This window comes from Methylobacterium sp. A52T, from assembly GCF_053346095.1.
Window position 1 is genome coordinate 1 of record NZ_JBKFBI010000105.1, and the last position, 21247, is coordinate 21247.

Sequence of the window (21247 nt, forward strand, 5' to 3'; positions counted from 1 at the left end):
CCCCCCCATGGCCCCCGCAGGGGCGGGCCGCGCCCGGGCGGTGACGCCGGGCCGCCCGCCCTCACACCAGCATCTTGCCTTCCTCGGAGATCACGTCGCCGAGCTCGACGCCGGTCTCACCGAGGTAATCGGACAGGAGCATCTCGTTGTGCGCCTTGCCCGACGGGATCATCGGGAAGCAGTTCTCGGTCTTGTCGACGATGCAGTCGAAGATCACCGGGCCGTCATGGGCGAGCATCTCCGCGATGGCGCCGTCGAGGTCGCCCGGCTTCTCGCAGCGCATGCCCTTGGCGCCGTAGGCCTCCGCGAGCTTCACGAAGTCCGGCAGGCTCTCCGAGTAGCTCTGCGAGTAGCGCGAGCCGTGCAGCAGCTCCTGCCACTGCCGGACCATGCCCATGTACTCGTTGTTCAGGATGAACACCTTGATCGGCAGACGGTACTGCACCGCCGTCGACATTTCCTGCATGTTCATCAGGATCGAGGCCTCGCCGGCGATGTCGATCACGAGCCCGTTCGGGTGCGCGAGCTGCGTGCCGATCGCCGCCGGCAGGCCGTAGCCCATCGTTCCGAGCCCCCCGGAGGTCATCCAGCGGTTCGGCTCGTCGTACTTGAAGTACTGGGCGGCCCACATCTGGTGCTGGCCGACTTCCGTCGTGATGTAGGTCTCGCGGTCCTTGCAGGCCTCGTAGAGGCGCTGCACGGCGTATTGCGGCTTGATGATCGTGCCCGACGGCCAGTAGGCGAGGCAGTCCCGCGCCTTCCAGGCGCTGATCTTCTGGAACCACGGATCGAGGTTCGACTTCTCGGGCCGAGACGGCAGGGCGCGCCATGCCTCCAGCATGTCGGCCAGCACCGAGGCGCAGTCGCCGACGATCCCGACATCGACCTTCACGACCTTGTTGATCGAGGAGGCGTCGACGTCGATGTGGATCTTCTTGGAGAAGGGCGAGAACGCGTCGAGCCGGCCGGTGATCCGGTCGTCGAATCGGGCGCCGACGCAGATCATCACGTCGCACTCGTGCATCGCGAGGTTGGCCTCGTAGGTCCCGTGCATGCCGAGCATGCCCAGGAACTTCTCGTCCGTGCCCGGATAGGCGCCGAGCCCCATCAGGGTCGAGGTGATCGGGAAGCCGGTCTCGCGGACGAGCTCGCGCAGCAGGCGCGAGGCCTCCGGGCCCGAGTTGATCACGCCGCCGCCGGTGTAGAAGACCGGCCGGCGGGCCGTCGCCATCAATTCGACGGCCGCGCGGATCCGGTCGGAATCGCCCTTCACGGCCGGGCGGTAGGTCTTGTGGCTCGCGATCTCCGGGCGCTCGTAGAGGCCGGAGGCGAACTGGATGTCCTTGGGCAGGTCGACCACGACCGGGCCAGGCCGGCCGTTCGCCGCGACGTAGAACGCCTCGTGCAGGATGCGCGGCAGGTCGTCGATCGATTTGACCAGGTAATTGTGCTTCGTGCAGTGGCGCGTGATGCCGACCGTGTCGCATTCCTGGAACGCGTCCGTGCCGATCAGGTGCGTCGGGACCTGGCCGGTGATGCAGACCAGCGGGATCGAATCCAGCATCGCGTCGGTCAAGCCAGTGACGATGTTGGTCGCGCCGGGTCCCGAGGTGACGAGGACGCAGCCGACCTTGCCGGACGAGCGGGCGTAGCCCTCAGCCGCGTGGACGGCGCCCTGCTCGTGGCGGACGAGGATGTGCTTGACGGCGTTCTGGTGGAAGAGCGCGTCGTAGATCGGAAGTACGGCGCCGCCCGGGTACCCGAACAGCGTGTCGACACCCTGATCCTGGAAGGCCCGGATGACCATCTCGGCCCCGGTCATGACCTCGCCGCCCATGCTCGTCTCCTCGCGCTCTCCGGAGCCACCGCGATCCCGTGATCGCCGCCCTGCCCCGTCCTCTCTCCCGGCACCCCCGTCACGCGGGGCGGTCTCCGCCTCGCCCGAAGGTGCCTCTCGCCCCGGTCACCCGTCTGCGCCGATCCCTTGCTGCCCTGGAGCGGGCAACAAAAAAGGGCCCCGAGGGACCCTGCATGCGCCACCGCTCGGATCGCGACCCTCGTTCAGGGCCGCCCCGTCGGTGACGCTACCGCTACAATAAGGACCGTCGTCATCGGAAACCCGAAACTGCGCCGCGGCGGCCCCATGATCCGGAACTGGCTCATGGTCGGCGCGCGGAGCGTCGGGCCTCTTAGCGGAGAGCGCGGAGCCGGTCAACGTATTCGGTGTGCCGTTTCGGTGTTTCGAGCCGCCTGCGCGGCGAGTTCCTGTGCCGGGTCCCGGATCAGGTTCCGCTTCGCTCGACCTGTCCGGGAAAGGGCGCGCCTCAAACGGAAACGCCACCCCTTTCCCGGGCGCATGCAGCGCCAGCGCAATGCGACCCGGGATCCAGCAAACTGACAAGCCGCGAAGCGGCGCCGCTCAGCCCATCGGCGGCGGGTAGCGGCGCGTCCAGCCGCTCGCCGCGTCGTAGGCGGCGCCGAGCTGCAGGCAGGCGAGCTCGCCGTGGTTCGGGCCGACGATCTGGATGCCGGTGGGCAGACCGGCCTCGCCGAACCCGGCCGGCACGGCGAGCGACGGGAGGCCCGACATCGTCGCGGGGATCGTGATCTGCATCCAGCGGTGGTAGGTGTCCATCGCCCGTCCGCCCACCGTCTCGGGCCAGCGCAGGCCCTTGTCGAACGGGAAGACCTGGGCGCTGGGCATGACCACGTAGTCGTAGGTCTCCATGAAGCGGCGCAGGGTCTCGTACCAGCGGGTGCGCCCCTCCAGCGCCGCGATGATCCGGTCGGCGCCGAGCGCCAGCCCTCGCTCGACCTCCCAGGCCGCCTCCGGCTTGAGCAGGGCCCGGTGGCGGGGTTCGTCGTAGAACGGGCGGAGGTTCGCCGCGACGGTGAAAGCCCGCAGCACCAGCCAATCCTGCCAGAGGGTCTCCATGTCGTAGCGCGGCATCGCCTCCTCGACGGTGCAGCCGATCTCCGCGAAGGCGGCGAGCGCCGAACGCCCGACGTCGAGCACGCCGGGATCGAACGGGATCTGGCCGCCGCAATCGCCGAGCCACGCGATCCGGGTCCCGCGGAAGTCGCGGGCGAGCGGGCTCGCGAAGGCGGACGGGTCCTGCCGGATGGCGTTCGGGCAGCGCGGGTCGTAGCCCGCCAGCACCGAGAGCATCAGGCCGATATCGCCGGGCGTGCGCCCGATCGCCCCGAGCACGCCGAGGTTCGGGCTGAACACGTCCTTGGCCTCGGCGGGGATCCGGCCCCAGCTCGGGCGCAGGCCGTAGCAGTTGTTGAAGGCCGGCGGGTTACGGAGCGACCCGGCATGGTCGCTGCCGTCGGCGACCGGCTGCATCCGCAAGGCGACTGCGACCGCGGCGCCGCCGCTCGAGCCGCCCCCGGTCTTGCCCGGGTCGTAGGCGTTGCCGGTGGCGCCGTAGACCGGGTTGAAGCTGTGCGAGCCCAGGCCGAATTCGGGGATGTTGGTCTTGCCGATGAAGATCGCCCCGGCGGCGCGCAGGCGTGACACCATGATCGAGTCGGTGTCGGCGACCCGGTCGGCGAAGATCGGGGAGCCCTGCGTGAACGGAAGCCCGCGGACCGGGTCGAGATCCTTCACGGCCAGCGGGAAACCGTGCAGCGGCCCGACGGCGTCCCCCCGCGCCAGCGCGGCGTCGGCGGCCTCGGCCTCCCGCAGGAGCGCGGCATCGTCGGCTAGGCCCACGAGGGCGTTCACCTGCGGGTTGATCCGGTGGATCCGCTCCAGATAGGCGCGCATCACCTCCGCGCAGGAGACCACCCGGCCGCGGATGGCGGCGGCGAGATCCACGGCGCCCATGGCGGTGATGCCGTCCTGTCGCGCGTCCTGCATCGTACCACTCCTTCGATCTGGCGGGCGATCTGGCGGGCTGCAGCGCTACACCGCGACGCGGGATCCGAGACCGTCTTTGCGAGCGCAGCGAAGCAATCCAGCAGCGATACGTCCTGCGAAGTCGCGCGGCCCTGGGTCGCTTCGCGCCGCTCGCGACGACGGCGCGCTGTCCTCAGCCTAGGCGGTCACACCACCGACCAGGGCAGGGTCTCCTCACCCCGGAACACGACGACTGCCGTGTCGTCGACCGCGACGGCCTCGGCGATGCGGCTCTCCCGACGCTCGAGAGTGACGGTCCCGGCATTGGGCTCCAGCCCGTGGAAGCGCGCGCCGTTGAGGGACGCGAAGGCCTCGAACTTGTCGAGCGCCCCCTCCTCGTCGAAGACCTGCACGTAGGTCTGGAGCGCGGAGGGCCCACAGAATACGCCGGCGCAGCCGCAGGACGCCTCCTTGGCGCCGCGGACATGCGGGGCCGTGTCGGTGCCGAGGTAGAAGCAGGCCTCGCCCGAGGTCGCGGCCTCGCGCAGGGCGAGCCGGTGCCGCTCGCGCTTGGCCACCGGCAGGCAGTACAGGTGCGGGCGCAGCCCCCCCTGGAAGATGTGCGTCCGGTTGATCACGAGGTGGTGCGGCGTGATCGTCGCCGCGCACCGGCTCCGGTGCTCCCGGACCACGTCGAGGATCTCCGCCGTGGTGGCGTGCTCCACGGTGACCTTCAGCCCCTGGTGGCGACCGAGCAGCGGGATCAAGCTGCCCTCCATGAAGGCGGCCTCGCGGTCGAAGATGTCGATCTCCGGGTCGGTCGCCTCGCCGTGGATCAGGAGCGGCATGCCGATCCGCTCCATGCGCTCCAGCACGGGGGTAATCCCGACGAGGTCCGTGACGCCCGCGTGCGAGTTCGTGGTCGCGCCGGCCGGGTAGAGCTTGGCGGCGACCCAGACCTTCTCGGCGAAGCCCCGCTCGATCTCGTCCGGGTCGGTGTCGTCCCGCAGGTAGCAGGTCATCAGCGGGGTGAAGTCCATGCCGTCAGGCAGGGCGGCAAGGATGCGCTCGCGATAGGCGCTGGCGGCCGCCACCGTGGTCACCGGCGGCACGAGGTTCGGCATGATGATGCCCCGGGCGAACTGCGCCGCCGTGTAGGGCAGCACCGCCTTCAGCATCGCGCCGTCGCGCAGGTGGATGTGCCAGTCGTCCGGCCGCCGGATCGTGATCCGGTCGACGGTCTTCGCGTCCTGGCGCTCGGCGGGGAACAGGTCGACGACGCTCATCGCGGGATGCCCCTCAGGACTGGCCGAAGGCGGAGATGCCGCCGTGGGCCGCCGACCATTCCGCCGGCGCGTTGAGGAAGCGCTCGACCTCGGCCAGCGTCTTCGGGTCGAAGGTGCCCATCTCCTTGGCCACCGCCAGCACGTCCCACCACGTGGTGAGATAGTGGAGCTTGATGCCGATCTCCTCCATCAGCGCGGCGCTGTCGGGGAAGATGTCGTAGTAGAACAGCACGAAGCAGTGATCGACCTGGGCGCCCGAATCGCGCAGGGCCTTGCAGAAATTGACCTTGCTGCGCCCGTCGGTGGCGAGGTCCTCGACGAGCAGCGTCCGGGCGCCCTCGACGATCTCGCCCTCGATCTGGGCGTTGCGGCCGAACCCCTTGGGCTTCTTGCGGATGTACTGCATCGGCAGCATCATCCGGTCGGCGATCCAGGCCGCGAACGGGATGCCGGCGGTCTCGCCGCCGGCGATGTGGGTCAGCTTCTCGTAGCCGATCTCGCGCACGATGGTGGCGGTGGCGAAATCCATCAGCGTCGAGCGCAGGCGCGGGAACGAGATGATCTTCCGGCTGTCGGTGTAGACTGGGCTCGCCCAGCCCGAGGTGAACTTGAACGGCTCGTCCTTGTAGAAGAGCACCGCCTCGATCTCGAGGAACATCTTGGCCGCTTCGCGGGCGATCACTTTCCGGTCGAGGGGCAGGAAGGGACTGGTCATGCGGCGTGCGCGCTCCGCTTGGGGCGCTCTCCGGGGCCTTGAGAACCGGCCCGGCCAGAGAGATCGCGTGGGAATAGGGCCTGACCGCCCTCCTCCGCCCTGTCTCCGCCAGCGTCAACCCTGATCGCGGCGCTATCCGCGCCTCACGCAGGTCTGCCGGCCCGCAGATGCGCGAGGTGCCGGATCGCCAGGGCGTAGCCGTGCGTGCCGAATCCCGCCAGCACGGCCGTGGCCGCGAGCGAGATGTAGGAATGGTGGCGGAAGGCCTCGCGGCGGTGGACGTTCGAGATGTGGCACTCGATCACCGGCACCTCGCAGGTGTTCAGCGCGTCGAGGATGGCGACCGAGGTGTGGGTGTAGGCGCCCGCGTTGATGACGATGCCGGCCGAGCCGACGCGGAACTCGTGGATCGCGTCGATCAGCACGTGCTCGGCGTTGCTCTGGCGGAAATCGACCGCGAGGCCGAGGCCGGCGGCCGTCTCGCGGCACAGGGCCTCGACGTCGGCCAGCGTCTCGCGGCCGTAGATCTCCGGCTGGCGCTTGCCGAGCAGGTTCAGGTTTGGCCCGTTCAGGACCAGGACGGTGTCGTTCATCGTGTGCCTCGCGGGTCGAGAGGTGCGGCAAGCGCCCGCAAGACTCAAGTCCAGGCTGTCATCCGGCCGGAGATGTCCCGCGCACGGACCTGCCGCCCGCGCCGAGCGGTTCAGATCCGGATCCCGCGGCGCTATCCCGGTCGCGGAAGCCCGATGCGGCAGGGAGGACAGGCGAATGGCAGGATCCCGGAGCGACGCGCCCGTGGTGATCGCGGTGGCGATCACCGGCTCGGTGCCGCGCAAGACCGACAACCCGGCCGTTCCGGTCACCGTGCCCGAGCAGATCGAGTCGACGCAGCAGGCCTTCGAGGCCGGCGCCACGCTCTGCCACATCCACGTGCGCAACGACGACGAGTCGCCCTCCTCCGATCCGGACAGATTCGCCGCCGTGCAGGAAGGGCTGCGCCGGCACTGCCCGGGGATGATCGTGCAGTTCTCGACGGGCGGGCGCGGGCGCGACCCGGCCGCCCGCGGCCTCTCGCTCAAGCACCGGCCCGACATGGCCTCCCTGTCCACCGGCTCGGTGAACTTCCCGACGATCGTCTACGAGAATTCCGCGAGCCTCGTGACCGACCTCGCCGGCCAGATGAAGCAGTACGGCGTCCGGCCCGAGATCGAGATCTTCGACCTCTCGCACCTGCACGGCGCCAAGCGCCTCGTGGAGGCGGGCCTGATCGACGCGCGCCCGCACGTGCAGTTCGTCATGGGCGTCCAGAACGCGATGCCGGCCGAGGAGCACCTCCTCGACATCCTGCTCGCCGAGACCCGGCGGATCCTGCCGGAGGCGACCTGGACGGCGGCCGGGATCGGCCGCAACCAGGCGATCGTGATGGACTGGGCGCTCGCCCGCGGGGCGGACGCGGTCCGCACCGGCCTGGAGGACAACATCCGGGTGACGAAGGACCGCTTGGCGGCCAGCAACGCCGAGCTCGTTGGCCTCGCCGCCGAGGCGGTGGCGCGCCACGGCCGCCGCGTCTCCACGCCCGCGGAGGCCCGCGCCGCCCTGGGCCTGGGTTGAGCGGGCGCGGATGTTGCCGCGGTCGCGCAGCGGAGACGGCGCCGGATCCATGCGCCTCACAACACGCACGCCGTCCCGACCGCGATCCCTGATCGTCGGCTGCACCGCCGCAGCCTGCGCGTTCCTGGCCGTGTCCTCGGAGGCTCCCGGGCAGGCCGGACCGGGATCGGCGGAGGCGCTCGTGAACGGGATCCAGACCATCCGGCGCGGCGACACCGTCACGAAGGTCGACCGGACCGGCAAGGGTGCGGTGCTGTGCATGCGCGGCATCCTGCAGGCGATGCGCGCCGTCGGACAGGCGTGCCACGCCGGCGCCGACCCGGACTTCCAGCAGGAACTGCGCGCCGCGCTCGCGCGCATCGATCGGTTCATCGCCGACAACGCCCCGGACAGGACCGTCCCGCCGCGCGACGGGACGACGGAGCCGGAGCAGCGGCCCGGCGCGGTCTGCGGCCGCGACGCGGAGGCCATGTACGAGGCCCTGCGGACCGGCGGCGCCGCGGGCCTGCGCGCCCAGGTCGACGACCTGCTCTCCATCCCGCGCGAGCCGGTCATGAATCCGTGCCTGTGAGCCGGCCGGCGACGCCGCGGATTCGGGACTTCGCCCGCGCGGCGGCGATCCCGCCCCACCTTCTCACGGCCGACCCGGCGTGCTAACGATCCGCCCGCGCGGGTGTAGCTCAATGGTAGAGCAGCAGCCTTCCAAGCTGAATACCCGGGTTCGATTCCCGGTACCCGCTCCAAGCCCGCCGCGCTCCGCGCCTTCGGGCTCACCCGTCAGACTCCGTCAGGCGACGCCCGTGAAGAAGGTGGCGTAGCCGTCGTCGTTCACCCGGGCGAGATAGGCCCGGTACGGACCGTAGCCCGACTCCTCCGGCCCGATCCGACCGTACCCGTGCGTGCCCGCCTGCTCGGGCAGTAGCGCCAGGGGCGCCGCGGCCGGGGTCAGCTGCGTGCCGCGCCCGGCGTGGAGCGTCGTCAGGACCCCGTACATCTCGCCCTGGATGTTGGGGCGGCACAGCACCGCGAGGCGGTGCTGCCCGTGCCAGTTGGTCACGAGGTAGATCATGCCCGACTGGCTCGGCACGGCGACGCTGCCGGATTGCGCGAAGGGGGCGTCGAGCCGCTCGGCCTCGCGGAACACGAGGCGGGCCGCGTCCGCGTCCCAGGCGATCTCGGTGCGGTAGGCGAAGATCGCGCCCGCCGACCCGAACGAGGGCCGCAGGGTGAGGTAGCGCCCCTCGATCCAGGCGACGCTCTCCCGCGAGTAGGAGCCGAGCTCGTCGGGCGCGTGGCGGGTCGCCTCCGGGGCCGGTCGCCCCGTCTCCTGGCGCAGGGGCTGGCCCAGGGCTTCCTCCAGGCGGATCGTCGTCGCCAGGGTGAAGGGCCTGCGGCCGGCGAGCGCCTTCTCCAGGGTCGAGATGCTGATCCGGGCCTCCTCGGCCAGCGTCTGCCGCGAGATGCGCCGGCGGGCCAGCGCCTCGCGCACGGTCTGGGCAATGGCGCGGCTCTGCGCCTCGGACAGTTCGATCTCGCTCACAGGCACGGCTCGCACGGGCTTGACCCGCACAGATCCGCACGAAACCGCACATTTGCGCAAGCGCGGTCAAGCTGATCGTCCACGCCGAGCCGTCAGGAGCGCTCCGGCTCCGGGTCCAGCTCGGTCTCGACGATCAGCCGGAGCGGGCCGGCCTGCAGCGCCTCCAGGGGCCAGCAGGTGACGAGGTCGAGATGCCGCCCCGGGGCCTGCGGGTCGATGCCCGACGCGTCCCAGCGGGCCACCCGCGTGCCGGTGACGCGGAAGCGCAGAATCCGGCCGTCGCGGCCGGTCATTGTGACGGGATCGCCGGGGCCGAGCTGTCCCAGCACCCCGAACTGCGTGTCGCGGTGGGCGGCGATGACCGCGGTGCCGGGCGCGCCGGCCTCGGGGGTGCCGTCCAGGTGGCCGGGGCCGAAGGCCAGGGCCTGGCCGCTCCCGCCCCGCAGCACCACGAAGCTGCGGCCCGCGACGGTGAGCCGGGCGACCGGCTCGGTGTCGGCCCAGGGCCAGGGCCGGGCGGGCCGACCCTCGGCCAGGGTGCGGGCGAAGGCGCGCTCCAGCAGCAACTGGGCCAGGGCGGCCTTGGCGGGGATCCAGGCGGCCTGCGCCGCGAGCCCGAGCCCCGCGAGGGTGAGGAGGGCCGCGAGGGCCTTCCCCAGTCCGGTCACCGTGGGACGGCTCATCGCGCGTCCCCGGTCCGCCGGCCGCCGGTCGTCAGGCCGGTGCCGAGCAGGAGACCCAGCAGGGCGAGGAGCAGCCCCAGGCCGAGCTGTGCCACGATGCCGGCCCCGGTCCGCGGCAGGTCGACCGCCGCGCCCTCGGCCCGGATCGGCACGATCCGCGCTGCCCCGTCGTCGGCGGGCGCGGTGCCCGGCCGGTCCGTGCCGAACACCTTGGCGAAGTCCCAGCCCGCCGGCAGGTTCAGCGGCAGGTCGGCGGCGACGAGGGGCGTGCCGGGCGCGCGCCGCGGCGTGGCGTCGACGGCCACGAGGCTGGTCAGCCGCGTCGTCAGGCCGTGCTCCAGGGCCAGCGCCAGGACGGCGGCGTCGGCCGCTTCCGCGCCGAGGCGCCCCGTGATGCGCGCCGTCTCGGTCTCGCCGATCCGGGACCGCGCCCAGACCTTGGAGATTCCGGCGCCCGCACCCGCCTCGGCAAGGGGGAGCGTCCGGGTCCAGGTCCGGCCGCCCACCCGGCCCGAGACGGTCACGGTCCCGCGGGCCGCTTCCTCGGCCGCCCCCGGCAGCCGCGCGGCGAAGACCAGCGGCTCGCCGCGATACAGGTCGGGCAGCGCGCCCGGCGTGACCTCGACGCCCGGGACCGAGAAGGTCGCGGTCAGGTCGGTGACCGCGGGGGATTCCAGCTTCTCGTAGAGCGCGCGGGTCCGCTCGCCGACCTGCGCGAGGTCGCGGATCTCGGTGAAGCTGCCGCGGCCGATCTCAGCGGCGTGGCGCATCAGGTGGCCGTTGGGCGCCGAGCCGATGCCGACCATGAACAGGCGCGTGCGCCCGAGATTGGCGTGGATCGCCGCGAAGATCCGCTCCTCGTCGCCGACGGCGCCGTCTGTGAGGAACACGACCTGCCGGACGCGCCCGTCCTCGGGGTGCGGGTCGGCGAACGCCGCCTTGAGCGGCGCCAGCATCTCGGTGCCGCCGCGGGCTTCCAGGGCGGCGACGAAGGCCTGGGCCTGCGCCAGGGCCTCCGGCGTCGCCGGGACGGGCGCGGGATGCAGCGCGTCCCAGGTGTCGTCGAAGCGGATGACGTTGAAGCGGTCCGACGGGGTCAGGCGGGCGAGACCGGCGAGCAGCCCGGCCTTGGCCTGCCGCATCGAGGCGCCCGACATCGAGCCGGAATTGTCGATGACGAAGGTGACGTCGCGCGCCGGCCGGGCGGCCGCGTCGGTCTCGATCGCCGGCGGGCTCACGGCGGCCAGCAGGTAGGTCCGGCCCGCCACTGTCTCGCGGAACAGGCCGAGGCCGGGCATCCGGCTCGGAACCGGCGCCCAGGTCAGCTCGAGGTCGCGGTCGGCCGGGACGACGCCGTCGGCGAGCGTGACGGTCCGCGCCTCCGGACCGGTCTCGGTCACGCGGATCGCGTGGGTCGCGCTGCGGACGTCACCGACGGGGAAGCCCGCCTGCAGCCGCACGGTGACGGCGACCGGGTTGGTCGGCGACGACAGGGCCGGGTCGAGCACCGGCGGGCTGATCCGGGCGCGATCCGGAACCGGGTCGCGCGCCTCTCCGGCCACGCCGTCGAGGGAGACCGCGTCCACCGGGGCGGGGGCGGGATTGTAGCGGGGCGCGACCACCAGGGGCAGGCGCAGCGTCCGCGTCTCGCCCGAGACGGGGATCGTCTGCTGATAGGTGATCTGGACCACCACCGTCTCGCCGGGGCCGATATTGGCGACCGCGTTGGTGAAGACATTGGGCCGCTCCTGCGCGGTCAGCGCTGCCGACTGCCCGGCCGCCTTCGCGGCCTCGTAGGCGCGCTTGGCCGCCGCCCGCTCGCGGATGTCGGCGACGATCACGCGGGAGCCGACGACGAGCTTCATCCCGTCGACGGCGGCGTCCTCCGGCAGGGGGTACACGTAGGTGCCCTCGACCCAGTCCGCCGTGACGTTGCGGAAGGCCTGGGTGACGGTGGCCCGGGCGGTCGGGCCGCTGACGTCGACGCTGATGTCGGTCGCCAGCTGGACGGCCTCGACCGGCGCGGTGCTGGCCGGCCCGCGCAGCGTGAGGCCGCCCCGGTCCCGGCCCGGCGCCGCGTGGGCGGAGGCCAGCATGATGAGCAGCGCCAGCAGCGCGAGGAAGAGCGGTGACAGCGCGGCGTTGCGGGGGGGCTCGACCGCGGATCGTGGAGCGAAGAACGGCATCGGGGAAACCTCCTGCGCCGGCGGATCGATGCCGGCTCGCCGCTGAAGCTCCCGCGCCAGCCCCTCCGTCGCCACGAGAAGCTTCGCCCTTTTCCAGGCTCGGTCCGCACCGGCCGGCCGCGCCCGGGCGGATCTGTGCGGAGCCGGTGCGGAGCTGTGCGTCCCGCGGCGCTTCCCGGCGGATCCGATCTCGACTTGACATATGCGCAATTTGCGTCTTAGTTATGCTCAACTTGAGTAGAACAGGCCCATGACCGAGTCCGAGTTCCTGGCAGGCTACGATCCTGCGGCCTACGAGCGGCCCGCCCTGGCGGTCGATCTCGTCCTTCTGGGGATCCGGGCGGGCCGGCTCGCCGCCCTCCTGCTGCGGCGGAGCCAGCAGCCGCAGGCGGGCCTCTGGGCCCTGCCGGGCGGGTTCGTGGGCATCGCCGAGACCCTCGACGCCGCCGCGGAGCGCGTCCTGCGCGACAAGGCCGGGATCGGGGGGGCGCGGCTCGAGCAGCTCTACACCTTCAGTGCCGTGGACCGGGATCCGCGGATGCGGATCGTCTCGGTGGCCTACCTGGCGCTGCTGCCGGAATCGGCCTTCGCCGAGGCCCTGGCGGGCCGCGCCGGGCTCGCGGCAGCGGCGCTGATCGTGCCCTGGGCGGGCGAGTCCGGCGGCCCCGTCTCGGCCGAGGCGGAGGACGGCGCCCCCCTCGCCCTCGCCTTCGACCACGCCGACATCCTCGCGCTCGCCGTGAAGCGGCTGCGCGGCAAGCTCGACTACACGGATGTCGGCTTCGCGCTGCTCCCGGAGCACTTCACCCTCCGGCAGCTTCAGGACGTGCACGCGGCGATCCGCGGCGCGCCCCTCAACAAATCCGCCTTCCGGCGCCGCATGCGCGACCGGGGCTGGATCGCGCCGACGGGCGCCCGCGAGGCCGGGACGGCGTTCCGCCCCGCCGAACTCTTCCGCTTCGACAGGTCAGGCCAGTTCTAAGCCTTTGTTTCCACGCGCTCTCTCGAGCCGAACCGGTATCCACTTCGGCAGAGAGCGCTTCGAGGAGCCCATCATGGCCACGGTCCGCAACATCGGTGTCATCGCCCAGCTCCGGAGCGAGGCGAGCAGCCACATCATCCGCTTCCGCAACGGCCGGGTCCGGCAGAGCGGGCGGGGTCTGGTCTTCTGGTTCCGCCCCGAGACCGCCAGCATCAGCGAGGTGCCGGTGGACGACCGCGAGATGACGCTCTTCGTCCGCGGCCGCAGCCGGGACTTCCAGACCGTCGTGGTCCAGGGGACGATCGGCTGGCACGTCGTCGATCCGGAGCTGCTGGCAAGCCGCGTCGACTTCTCGATCGACCTCCGCACCGGGCGCCTGCAGGGCGAGCCGATCGAGCGGATCGAGGCGCGCCTCGGCGGCATCGCCAGCCAGGCGGCGCTCCAGTATCTCGGGGCGAGCCCGATCGGCGCCCTCCTCGACGCCGGGCCGGAGCCGCTGCGCGCCGTGCTGGAACGGGTGCTGTCCGACGCCCCGGCGCTGGCTGAGATCGGCGTGGCGGCCGTGTCGGTGCGGCTGACCAACCTCGCGCCGACCAGCGAGCTGGAGCGCGCCCTGCAGACCCCGACCTTCGAGGCGCTGCAGCAGAAGGCCGACGAGGCGACCTTCGCGCGGCGCGCCCTGGCGGTCGAGAAGGAGCGCGCTATCGCGGAGAACGAGCTCGCCACGAAGACCGAGCTGGCCCGGCGCGAGACCGTGCTGATCGCGCAGGAAGCCGAGAACGCCCGCGACCGCGCCGCCGGCGTCGCGGAGGCGCGCGGCCTGGAGGCGGCCGCGGAGGCCGAGCGGATCCGCCTCGTCGAGGGAGCCCGGGCCGACGCGGAGCAGCGCCGCGCCGCCGTCTACCGGGACATGCCGCCCGCCGTCCTGCTCGGGCTGGCGGCCCGGGAACTCGCCGGCAAGCTGGAGACGATCGAGCACGTCAACGTCACGCCCGACCTGCTGGCGGCCGTCCTCGGCGAGTTCCGGGGCGCGCTGTCCCCGCGGCTCGCGCCGCGCTGAGGAGGCCCGCCGTGCCGGCCATCACCCCCCGCGTGGTCTTCGTCATCCGCGCTACGGACTACGAGCTGCTCATCGCCCGGCACGCGACCCGCGGCCAGGTCCGGTTCTTCCTGGAGAGCCGGGGCCAGACGCTCGCCGAGGTCGAGGCGCGCCACGCGCAGTTCCAGGCCGTGCTCGCCGAGGCCCGGTCCGCCGTGCCGCTGGACTGGCGGCAGGCCCTGGTGAAGCGCCCCGACCTCGACCGCTTCCTCTTCGCCCCCGAGGACGTGGTCGTGGCGGTGGGACAGGACGGGCTCGTGGCCAACGTCGCCAAGTACCTCGACGGGCAGCCGGTGGTCGGCGTCAACCCGGCGCCCGACCTCTACGACGGCGTGCTGGCCCGGGCGCGGGTCGAGGCCCTGCGCGCGCTCCTGCCCGCCAGCGCGGCCGGCGCCGCGCCCCTGCAGCGGCGCACCATGGTGCAGGCGACCTTCGACGGCGGCGAGCGGCTGCTCGCCCTGAACGAGATCTTCGTCGGCCACCGCAGCCACCAATCGGCGCGCTACCGCATCGACGACGGGGCGCGGGCGGAGGACCACTCGTCGAGCGGTCTGATCGTGGCCTCGGGCACCGGGCTCACCGGCTGGGCACGCTCGATCAGCGAGGCGACGCACCTCACCGTGGAGGTGGGCATCGAGGAGGCGGCCTTCGGCTACTGGGTGCGCGAGCCGTTCCCGAGCGTCGCCACAGGCACCGACCTCCGCGGCGGCAAGTTCGCCGGGTCGCCCCTCACCGTGGTGTCGCGGATGAACGAGGGCGGCGTGGTGTTCTCGGACGGGATCGAGCAGGATTTCGTCGCCTTCGACTGGGGGCGGCGGGTGAGCCTCGCGCCGGCCGACCGCACCTTCAACCTCGTGGCCGCGTAGCGCGGCGCCGACCGGGAGCCCGACGATCGCCTGATCCTGCGGCGCTTCAGGCCGGACGCCGCCGCGCGACCGCCCGTGCGCGAGCCTCGGGATGCTGCCCGGTGCCCCGATCCGCGCGTTCTTCACCCGCGCGGGACCGGCATTGTCCGAAGAGCCCGACTGAACACGCCGGCGGCAGACAGCCGCTTTCGCGGGCGTCGGCCCGGTCGATGCGACACCTCCGTCATCACGAGCGCAGCGAAGTGACCCAGGGCAGCGCGACGTCCGGAGGCCTGGCGCGGCTGGATTGCTTCGCTCCGCTCGCAACGACGGCGGTGCCGTTCCTCGACAGCGCCGATCCCCGCGTCTGGCACGCTTCTTGGTTCATCTTCACCAGCGCAGCGTCGCCCCGGCGGCGGCTAGAGGTTGGCGTGCCGTCGATGTGGTGAGGTGCCGGGCGACCGGATCTCCGCGACTGCCTTGAGCCTGTCCCGAGCTCCGATCCCTCCGTTTCAGCACCGGCACGCGCCGTCCGGCGGATCGCACGATCCGCCCTCTGAGGAGAGTCGATATGTGCGACCGTCACGGCGATTATCGCGTCCCGGATCTCACGCGGTTCAAGCCCAGCCGCAGGCGCTTCCTCGGCGGGACCGCCGCCGCGCTGACCCTGGCGGTCGGCCCGGGCCTGACCAGCCCGGCCGCGGCGGCCACCGGCATCCGGGCGACCCACGGTACCGGCTTCTGCAACCTGAACTTCTTCCTGGCCGAGGCGATGCAGCTCGCCAAGGATGACGGGCTGACCATCGACTTCGTCAACACGCCGACCTTCTCGGATCAGGTCACCTTCCTCGGCATGGGCCAGGTCGATGCCGGCGTGATGCCCTACACGAGCTTCATGGCCCTCTACGACGCGGGTGCACCCGTGAAGATCGTGGCCGGCGGCGGCATCGAGGGCTGCGTGCTCGTGGCCCAGCCCGGCCTCGACAGCCCGGAGAAGCTCAAGGGCAAGACGCTCGGGACCTTCCAGCTCGATACGCTGGAGGTGCTGCCCTACGACTGGCTGAAGAAGAACGGCGTCGCCTTCAAGGACATCACCGTCCGCTACATGGGCTCGACTCCCGAGGCCGTGGAGGCGTTCCGCGCCGGGGCGCTGGACATCATCTCGACCATCGAGCCCTACGGCACGGCGCTGCTCACCGACGTGAAGGGCGCGGTGAAGCTCTCCGACGGGACCGACATCTACGGCAAGGGCTACACGGACTGCGTGCTGGCCGTCCGCAACGAGCTGATCGCCAAGAACCCGGCCGCCGTGAAGGCCCTGATCAAGGGGATGATGAAGGCGCAAGGCTTGGCGGAGAGCGACCCCCAGGCAGCCCTGAACAAGCTCGTCGGCTCATACTACAAGACCTCGATGAGCAACGCCCAGCTCGCCATGGGCCGGCAGCCCTCGGTGGTGGATGCCCGCAACCAGACGCAGTTCATCCTCGACCGGACCGATTCCGTCGCCGAGATGGGCTACATCAAGAAGAAGCCCGGCCGCGACGCGATCGACTGGACCCTGCTGGAACAGGTCATCGCCGAGAACCCGGACCTCTACGGCAAGCTCAAGCTGAAGTCGGCCTGAGCGGATGGCCACCTTCCTCGCCCGCGCCGCCGCCGTCCCGCAGGACCGGCCGCGCCTCCCGCTCGGTCAGCGCCTCGCGCTGCCCGAAGGGCTCGTCCCCCTGCTCCGCCGGATCGGCTGGATGCTGGTCTCGGTCGGCTGCTTCGCCGGCCTCTGGGAGCTGCTCTGGGCGCTCGGCATCGCCGACGCCAAGCTCCTCCCGCCGCCGCACATCTTCCTCGGCAACCTCGCCGAGCAGGCGCGCTTCTTCAACACCGCGCAGCGCTGGCAGATCGGCACCGGGATGAATACCGGTCCGAGCCCCGCCATGGCGGTGCTGATCACCGTGCTCGCCTCGACCGGCCGGGTGCTGGCGGGCCTCGCCCTGGCGGCCTCCCTGTCGATCCTGGTCGGCGTGGCGATCCGCTACTTCAAGCTGTTCGAGCGGCTGACCCTGCCGACGATCACGCTCCTGGCGCCGGTCTCGCCGATCGCGTGGCTGCCAGTGGCGATCTTCATGTTCGGGATCGGCAACGCCCCGGCGATCTTCATGGTGTTCATCGCCCTGTTCTTCACGATGGTGCTCTCGACCATCCAGCAGATCGACGGGGTCAACCGCAACTACATCAACGTCGCCCGGACCATGGGGGCGTCGAAGCGCCAGATCTACGCCCGGGTGATCGTGCCGGCGATCCTGCCAGGGCTGCTCGCGGTGCTGCGCCTCAACCTGTTCGGCGCCTGGATGGTGGTGCTCGTCGCCGAGGCGACCGGCGTCGGCTACGGGCTCGGTCAGGTGATCATGCTGGCGCGCAACACCTTCAACCCGTCGCTGGTCTTCTTCACCATCACGCTGATCGGCCTGCTCGGCTTCGCCTTCGACCTGCTGTTCCGGCTGGTTCAGCGGCGGCTGCTGTACTGGCTGCCGCGCGACGCGGGGTCCTCCCTTGGCCTCTGACCCCGCATCCCAGGACGCCGTCTCCTGCCGCGGCGTCGCCAAGGTCTGGGCGGCCGGCACCGCCCGCGCCCACGAGGCGCTGCGCGACATCGACCTCACCGTGCGGCCCGGCGAGTTCGTGGTGTTCCTCGGCCCCTCGGGCTGCGGGAAGAGCACGCTGCTCTACCTGATCGCCGGGCTCGAACCCGCCTCCGGGGGCGAGCTCCTGGCCTTCGGCGAGGCCGTCACCGGGCCGTCGCCGGAGCGCAGCCTGATCTTCCAGGAGACGTCGCTGCTGCCCTGGCTCAGCGTCTGGCAGAACGTCAGCTTCGGCCTGTCGCTGAAGGGCGTGCCGGAGGCCGAGCGCCGGAGCGTCGCCCGGGCCGCGCTCCAGCGCGTCGGCCTCGCCGAGGCCTTCGAAAAGCGGCCGGACGAGCTGTCCGGCGGCATGCGCCAGCGCGTGGCGGTGGCGCGGGCGCTGGCCATGCGCCCGAAGGTGCTGCTGATGGACGAGCCCTTCGCGGCGCTCGACGTCCAGACCCGCCAGAAGATGCAGGACTTCCTGCTCGACGTCTGGCGCGACAGCGGCGCCTCGGTGCTGTTCGTGACCCACCACATCGACGAGGCGGTGGCGCTCGCCGACCGGGTGGTGGTGTTCACCGCCCGCCCCGGGCGGATCAAGACGATCGTCCGCAACGACCTCGCCCGCCCGCGCGACCCGTTCTCGCCCAAGGCCGAGGCGCTGCGGCGCCACCTCACCGAGCTCCTGCGCGACGAGGTCGACCGGGCCTTCGCCGAGCAGGAAGCGCTCGTCTGACCCCTCCCCCAACACGGACAATTCCATGGCCACATCGCTGATCCGCAGCCGGCGGATGATCACCCGTACCCTCGACCACGATCGCTGGGAGGAGATCGCCGACGGCGCGGTCCTTCAGAAGGACGGGGTCATCGCCGCGGTCGGCACCTACGCGGACCTGCACGCCCGCTACCCCGACGCCCCCGTGATCGGCTCGGGCCGCGAGATCCTGCTGCCGGGCTTCGTCAACGGCCACCACCATGTCGGCCTGACGCCGGTGCAGCTCGGCTCGCCCGACATGCCCCTGGAGCTGTGGTTCGTCACCCGCATGGTGGCGCGCAACCTGAACCTCTACCTCGACACCCTGTACTCGGCCTTCGAGATGGTCGGCTCCGGGATCACCACGGTCCAGCACATCCACGGCTGGATGCCCGGCAGCCTGGAGGAGGTCGAGGCGCGCTCCAACGAGGTGCTGCGCGCCTACCGCGACATCGGCATGCGGGTCTCGTACTGCTTCGCGGTCCGCGACCAGAACCGCCTCGTCTACCAGGCGGACATGGACTTCGTGGCGAGCCTGCCGGCCTCGCTGCAGGACCCGATGAAGCGCTGGTTCGAGCGCTTCCAGATGTCCCTGGAGGACAATTTCTCCCTGTTCCGCAGTCTGCATGCCGGCCAGAAGGGCGCTTCGCGGGCGAAGATCCAGCTCGCGCCCGCCAACCTGCATTGGTGCTCAGACGCGGCCCTCGAGGGCTTGGCCGGCCTGTCCGAATCCTACGACGTGCCGATGCATATGCACCTCGTCGAGACCGCCTACCAGAAGGCCTACGCGGAGAAGCGTGGCGGCGGCACCGCGGTCGAGTACCTCGACCGGTTCGGCATGCTGGGGCCTCGCCTGACGCTCGGCCACGGGGTCTGGCTCAACGAATCCGACATCGACAGGGTCGCCGCGACCGGCACCTGCATCTGCCACAATTGCTCGTCGAACTTCCGGCTGCGCTCGGGCGTGGCGGCGCTCAACCGCTTCGAGGCGAAGGGGATCAACACGGCGATCGGCCTCGACGAGGCCGGCATCAATGATGACCGCGACATGCTGCAGGAGATGCGCCTCGTGCTGCGCGCCCACCGGGTGCCCGGCATGGACGAGGCCGACGTGCCGAGCATGTCCCAGGTGCTACGCATGGCGACCGTCGGCGGCGCCCGCACCACCCCCTACGGCGACAGCCTCGGCACGATCGAGGTCGGCAAGGGTGCCGACATGGTCCTGATCGACTGGGACCAGATCGCCTACCCGTATCTCGACCCGGAGACGCCGCTCCTCGACGCGGTGATCCAGCGGGCCAAGACCGGCGGCGTCACCGCGGTTCTGTGCGAGGGCGAGGTGCTCTACGCGGACGGGCGCTTCACCCGGGTCGACCGCGACGCCGCCCTGAAGGCGCTCCACGACGACCTGTCGCGGGCGCTCTCGGACGACGAGGTCGAGCGGCGCCAGCTCTCGAAGGCGCTGCTCCCCCACGCGCGGCGCTTCTACGCCGACTACATCGACCCGTCGCGGCACGAGCCGTTCTACCGTCCGAGCTCGCGCGTCTGACGGCGCCGGCCCGGGCCGGGCCTCAGCGGACCAGGCAGGGCTTCTTGTTGTCGAAGGTCCAGCCGGGGATCAGGAACTGCATGGCGGCCGCGTCGTCGCGGGCGCCGAGGCCGTGGTCGCGGTAGAGGGCGTGGGCCTCCTCGACCGCCGACATGTCGAGCTCGATGCCGAGGCCCGGCCGCTCGGGCACCCGCACGAGGCCGCCGCGGATCGCCAGCGGCTCCTTGGTCAGGCGCTCGCCGTCCTGCCAGATCCAGTGGGTGTCGATCGCCGTGACGTTGCCGGGCGCCGCCGCGGCCACGTGGGTGAACATGGCGAGCGACACGTCGAAGTGGTTGTTCGAGTGCGAGCCCCAGGTCAGGCCGTGGTCGCGGCACAGCTGGGCCACCCGGACCGAGCCGGCGAGCGTCCAGAAATGCGGGTCGGCCAGCGGGATGTCGACGGCGCCGAGCTGGATCGCGTGGTTCATCTGGCGCCAGTCGGTGGCGATCATGTTGGTCGCGGTGGGCAGGCCGGTGGCGCGGCGGAACTCGGCCATGATCTCGCGGCCCGAGAACCCGCCCTCGGCGCCGCAGGGATCCTCCGCGTAGGCCAGGACGTGGCCCTGGCCCTTGCAGAGGCGGATCGCCTCCGCGAGGGACCACGCGCCGTTCGGGTCGAGCGTCACGCGGGCCTTGGGGAAGCGCTCGTGGATCGCGGTGACGGCGGCGATCTCGTCCTCGCCGCGCAGGACGCCGCCCTTCAGCTTGAAGTCGTTGAAGCCGTACTGGTCGTAGGCGGCCTCGGCGAGCCGGGCCACGGCCTCGGGGGTCAGCGCCTCCTCGTCGCGCAGGCGGAACCAGCCGTCGCGGGCGGTCGGGGCGCGGTAGCTGAGATCGGTGCGGGTGCGGTCGCCGACGTAGAACAGGTAGCCCAGCATCTCGACGGCGTCGCGCTGCTGGCCCTCGCCCAGGAGCGCGGCCACCGGCACGTCGAGGTACTGGCCGAGCAGGTCGAGGAAGGCGGACTCGACCGCCGTCACCGCGTGGATGGTGATGCGCAGGTCGAAGGTCTGGAGGCCGCGGCCGCCGGCGTCGCGGTCGGCGAAGCGGGTCCGCATGGCGTTGAGCACCGCGTTCCAGGCGCCGAGCGGCTGCCCGACGACGAGGTCCCGGGCATCCTCCAGGGTCTTGCGGATGCCCTCGCCGCCGGGAACCTCGCCGAGGCCGGTGGCGCCGGTGGAGTCGGTCAGGATCACGAGGTTGCGGGTGAAGTACGGCCCGTGCGCGCCCGAGAGGTTGAGCAGCATGCTGTCGTGGCCGGCGACCGGCACCACCGTCATAGCGGTCACGGTCGGCGTGTGGCGGGCGGCGTGGCGGCTCTCGTTCGACGTGACGTGATCCTTGGCGTGATCCTTGGCGTGATCCTTGGCGTGATCCATGGCGTCCTCCTCGGGGGCCCCCGGCCGGTCTGCGCCGGGCGCGAGGCGGGATCGTTGCGGAGCCGGGCCGGCCGGGGGCGGGCCGCGGGGGGGGGCGGGGGGGCCTGGGGTTGGG

General features: G+C 71.8%; 18 protein-coding genes and 1 tRNA gene. 10 read left to right on the forward strand and 9 right to left on the reverse strand.

The annotated features are described in order from the left end of the window. Positions 1 to 61: 61 nt before the first annotated feature. From ACLBYE_RS21755 to aroQ, 5 genes are all read right to left on the reverse strand, one after another. Entirely contained in the window at positions 62 to 1837 is a 1776-nt protein-coding gene (locus ACLBYE_RS21755; RefSeq protein ID WP_447695740.1) for an acetolactate synthase 3 large subunit, read from the reverse strand. Between the two features lie 582 nt (positions 1838 to 2419). Then, the gene (locus ACLBYE_RS21760; RefSeq protein WP_447695741.1) at positions 2420 to 3865 is read right to left on the reverse strand and encodes an amidase; all 1446 of its coding nucleotides are present in this window, start codon (positions 3863 to 3865) and stop codon (positions 2420 to 2422) included. Between the two features lie 185 nt (positions 3866 to 4050). Next, on the reverse strand, positions 4051 to 5130 hold the full coding sequence (gene pyrC, locus ACLBYE_RS21765) for a dihydroorotase (RefSeq protein WP_447695742.1): 1080 nt from the start codon (positions 5128 to 5130) through the stop codon (positions 4051 to 4053). A 13-nt stretch (positions 5131 to 5143) separates the two neighbouring features. Beyond that, positions 5144 to 5845, reverse strand: a complete 702-nt coding sequence (locus tag ACLBYE_RS21770) for an orotate phosphoribosyltransferase (RefSeq protein WP_447695743.1) — start codon at positions 5843 to 5845, stop codon at positions 5144 to 5146. 143 nt (positions 5846 to 5988) lie between these two features. After that, on the reverse strand, positions 5989 to 6438 hold the full coding sequence (aroQ, locus tag ACLBYE_RS21775; protein WP_447695744.1) for a type II 3-dehydroquinate dehydratase: 450 nt from the start codon (positions 6436 to 6438) through the stop codon (positions 5989 to 5991). Between the two features lie 175 nt (positions 6439 to 6613). On the opposite strand from aroQ, the gene ACLBYE_RS21780 reads away from it, so the two are divergent. From ACLBYE_RS21780 to ACLBYE_RS21790, 3 genes are all read left to right on the forward strand, one after another. Further along, positions 6614 to 7456, forward strand: coding sequence for a 3-keto-5-aminohexanoate cleavage protein (locus ACLBYE_RS21780; RefSeq protein WP_447695745.1), 843 nt, complete (start codon positions 6614 to 6616; stop codon positions 7454 to 7456). Between the two features lie 49 nt (positions 7457 to 7505). Further along, positions 7506 to 8027, forward strand: coding sequence for a hypothetical protein (locus tag ACLBYE_RS21785; protein ID WP_447695746.1), 522 nt, complete (start codon positions 7506 to 7508; stop codon positions 8025 to 8027). A 98-nt stretch (positions 8028 to 8125) separates the two neighbouring features. Then, positions 8126 to 8199 (forward strand) — tRNA-Gly (locus ACLBYE_RS21790). Positions 8200 to 8243: 44 nt separating this feature from the next. On the opposite strand, the gene ACLBYE_RS21795 is transcribed toward ACLBYE_RS21790, so the two are convergent. The 3 genes from ACLBYE_RS21795 to ACLBYE_RS21805 all read right to left on the reverse strand — a co-directional run bounded on the left by ACLBYE_RS21795 (position 8244) and on the right by ACLBYE_RS21805 (position 11865). After that, positions 8244 to 8996, reverse strand: coding sequence for a helix-turn-helix domain-containing protein (locus ACLBYE_RS21795; protein WP_447695747.1), 753 nt, complete (start codon positions 8994 to 8996; stop codon positions 8244 to 8246). A 92-nt stretch (positions 8997 to 9088) separates the two neighbouring features. Further along, positions 9089 to 9679, reverse strand: a complete 591-nt coding sequence (locus tag ACLBYE_RS21800) for a class GN sortase (RefSeq protein ID WP_447695748.1) — start codon at positions 9677 to 9679, stop codon at positions 9089 to 9091. Next, the gene (locus tag ACLBYE_RS21805; protein WP_447695749.1) at positions 9676 to 11865 is read right to left on the reverse strand and encodes a marine proteobacterial sortase target protein; all 2190 of its coding nucleotides are present in this window, start codon (positions 11863 to 11865) and stop codon (positions 9676 to 9678) included. Before ACLBYE_RS21805 ends, ACLBYE_RS21800 begins: the two co-directional genes overlap by 4 nt. Positions 11866 to 12115: 250 nt before the next feature. Between ACLBYE_RS21805 and ACLBYE_RS21810 the strand changes: the two genes are divergently transcribed. From ACLBYE_RS21810 to ACLBYE_RS21840, 7 genes are all read left to right on the forward strand, one after another. Next, positions 12116 to 12847: an NUDIX hydrolase gene (locus ACLBYE_RS21810; protein ID WP_447695750.1), complete on the forward strand. Its 732-nt coding sequence runs from the start codon at positions 12116 to 12118 to the stop codon at positions 12845 to 12847. Between the two features lie 73 nt (positions 12848 to 12920). After that, positions 12921 to 13907, forward strand: coding sequence for an SPFH domain-containing protein (locus ACLBYE_RS21815; protein WP_056531582.1), 987 nt, complete (start codon positions 12921 to 12923; stop codon positions 13905 to 13907). An 11-nt stretch (positions 13908 to 13918) separates the two neighbouring features. Further along, positions 13919 to 14812 carry a hypothetical protein gene (locus ACLBYE_RS21820; protein ID WP_447695751.1) on the forward strand — a complete coding sequence of 298 codons (894 nt, stop codon included), beginning with the start codon at positions 13919 to 13921 and terminating at the stop codon, positions 14810 to 14812. A 550-nt stretch (positions 14813 to 15362) separates the two neighbouring features. Further along, entirely contained in the window at positions 15363 to 16415 is a 1053-nt protein-coding gene (locus ACLBYE_RS21825) for an ABC transporter substrate-binding protein (protein ID WP_447695752.1), read from the forward strand. 4 nt (positions 16416 to 16419) lie between these two features. After that, positions 16420 to 17349 (forward strand): ABC transporter permease, encoded by a 930-nt coding sequence (locus tag ACLBYE_RS21830; protein WP_447695753.1) that lies wholly within the window; start codon positions 16420 to 16422, stop codon positions 17347 to 17349. After that, positions 17339 to 18145, forward strand: a complete 807-nt coding sequence (locus tag ACLBYE_RS21835) for an ABC transporter ATP-binding protein (protein ID WP_447695754.1) — start codon at positions 17339 to 17341, stop codon at positions 18143 to 18145. Before ACLBYE_RS21830 ends, ACLBYE_RS21835 begins: the two co-directional genes overlap by 11 nt. Positions 18146 to 18170: 25 nt before the next feature. Further along, positions 18171 to 19712 carry an amidohydrolase family protein gene (locus tag ACLBYE_RS21840; protein ID WP_447695755.1) on the forward strand — a complete coding sequence of 514 codons (1542 nt, stop codon included), beginning with the start codon at positions 18171 to 18173 and terminating at the stop codon, positions 19710 to 19712. Positions 19713 to 19734: 22 nt separating this feature from the next. Here the strand turns inward: ACLBYE_RS21840 and gudD are convergent, their stop codons facing one another. After that, a complete protein-coding gene (gudD, locus tag ACLBYE_RS21845) occupies positions 19735 to 21132 on the reverse strand; it encodes a glucarate dehydratase (RefSeq protein WP_447695756.1) in 1398 nt (465 codons plus the stop codon). Positions 21133 to 21247: the final 115 nt, after the last annotated feature.

What these genes read in the sequence shown, in the direction of transcription:
- ACLBYE_RS21755 (WP_447695740.1), bottom strand. Translation starts at nt 1,837, where the DNA reads ATGGGCGGCGAGGTCATGACCGGGGCCGAGATGGTCATCCGGGCCTTC.
- ACLBYE_RS21760 (WP_447695741.1), bottom strand. Translation starts at nt 3,865, where the DNA reads ATGCAGGACGCGCGACAGGACGGCATCACCGCCATGGGCGCCGTGGAT.
- pyrC (WP_447695742.1), bottom strand. Translation starts at nt 5,130, where the DNA reads ATGAGCGTCGTCGACCTGTTCCCCGCCGAGCGCCAGGACGCGAAGACC.
- ACLBYE_RS21770 (WP_447695743.1), bottom strand. Translation starts at nt 5,845, where the DNA reads ATGACCAGTCCCTTCCTGCCCCTCGACCGGAAAGTGATCGCCCGCGAA.
- aroQ (WP_447695744.1), bottom strand. Translation starts at nt 6,438, where the DNA reads ATGAACGACACCGTCCTGGTCCTGAACGGGCCAAACCTGAACCTGCTC.
- ACLBYE_RS21780 (WP_447695745.1), top strand. Translation starts at nt 6,614, where the DNA reads ATGGCAGGATCCCGGAGCGACGCGCCCGTGGTGATCGCGGTGGCGATC.
- ACLBYE_RS21785 (WP_447695746.1), top strand. Translation starts at nt 7,506, where the DNA reads ATGCGCCTCACAACACGCACGCCGTCCCGACCGCGATCCCTGATCGTC.
- ACLBYE_RS21800 (WP_447695748.1), bottom strand. Translation starts at nt 9,679, where the DNA reads ATGAGCCGTCCCACGGTGACCGGACTGGGGAAGGCCCTCGCGGCCCTC.
- ACLBYE_RS21805 (WP_447695749.1), bottom strand. Translation starts at nt 11,865, where the DNA reads ATGCCGTTCTTCGCTCCACGATCCGCGGTCGAGCCCCCCCGCAACGCC.
- ACLBYE_RS21810 (WP_447695750.1), top strand. Translation starts at nt 12,116, where the DNA reads ATGACCGAGTCCGAGTTCCTGGCAGGCTACGATCCTGCGGCCTACGAG.
- ACLBYE_RS21815 (WP_056531582.1), top strand. Translation starts at nt 12,921, where the DNA reads ATGGCCACGGTCCGCAACATCGGTGTCATCGCCCAGCTCCGGAGCGAG.
- ACLBYE_RS21825 (WP_447695752.1), top strand. Translation starts at nt 15,363, where the DNA reads ATGTGCGACCGTCACGGCGATTATCGCGTCCCGGATCTCACGCGGTTC.
- ACLBYE_RS21830 (WP_447695753.1), top strand. Translation starts at nt 16,420, where the DNA reads ATGGCCACCTTCCTCGCCCGCGCCGCCGCCGTCCCGCAGGACCGGCCG.
- ACLBYE_RS21840 (WP_447695755.1), top strand. Translation starts at nt 18,171, where the DNA reads ATGGCCACATCGCTGATCCGCAGCCGGCGGATGATCACCCGTACCCTC.
- gudD (WP_447695756.1), bottom strand. Translation starts at nt 21,132, where the DNA reads ATGGATCACGCCAAGGATCACGCCAAGGATCACGCCAAGGATCACGTC.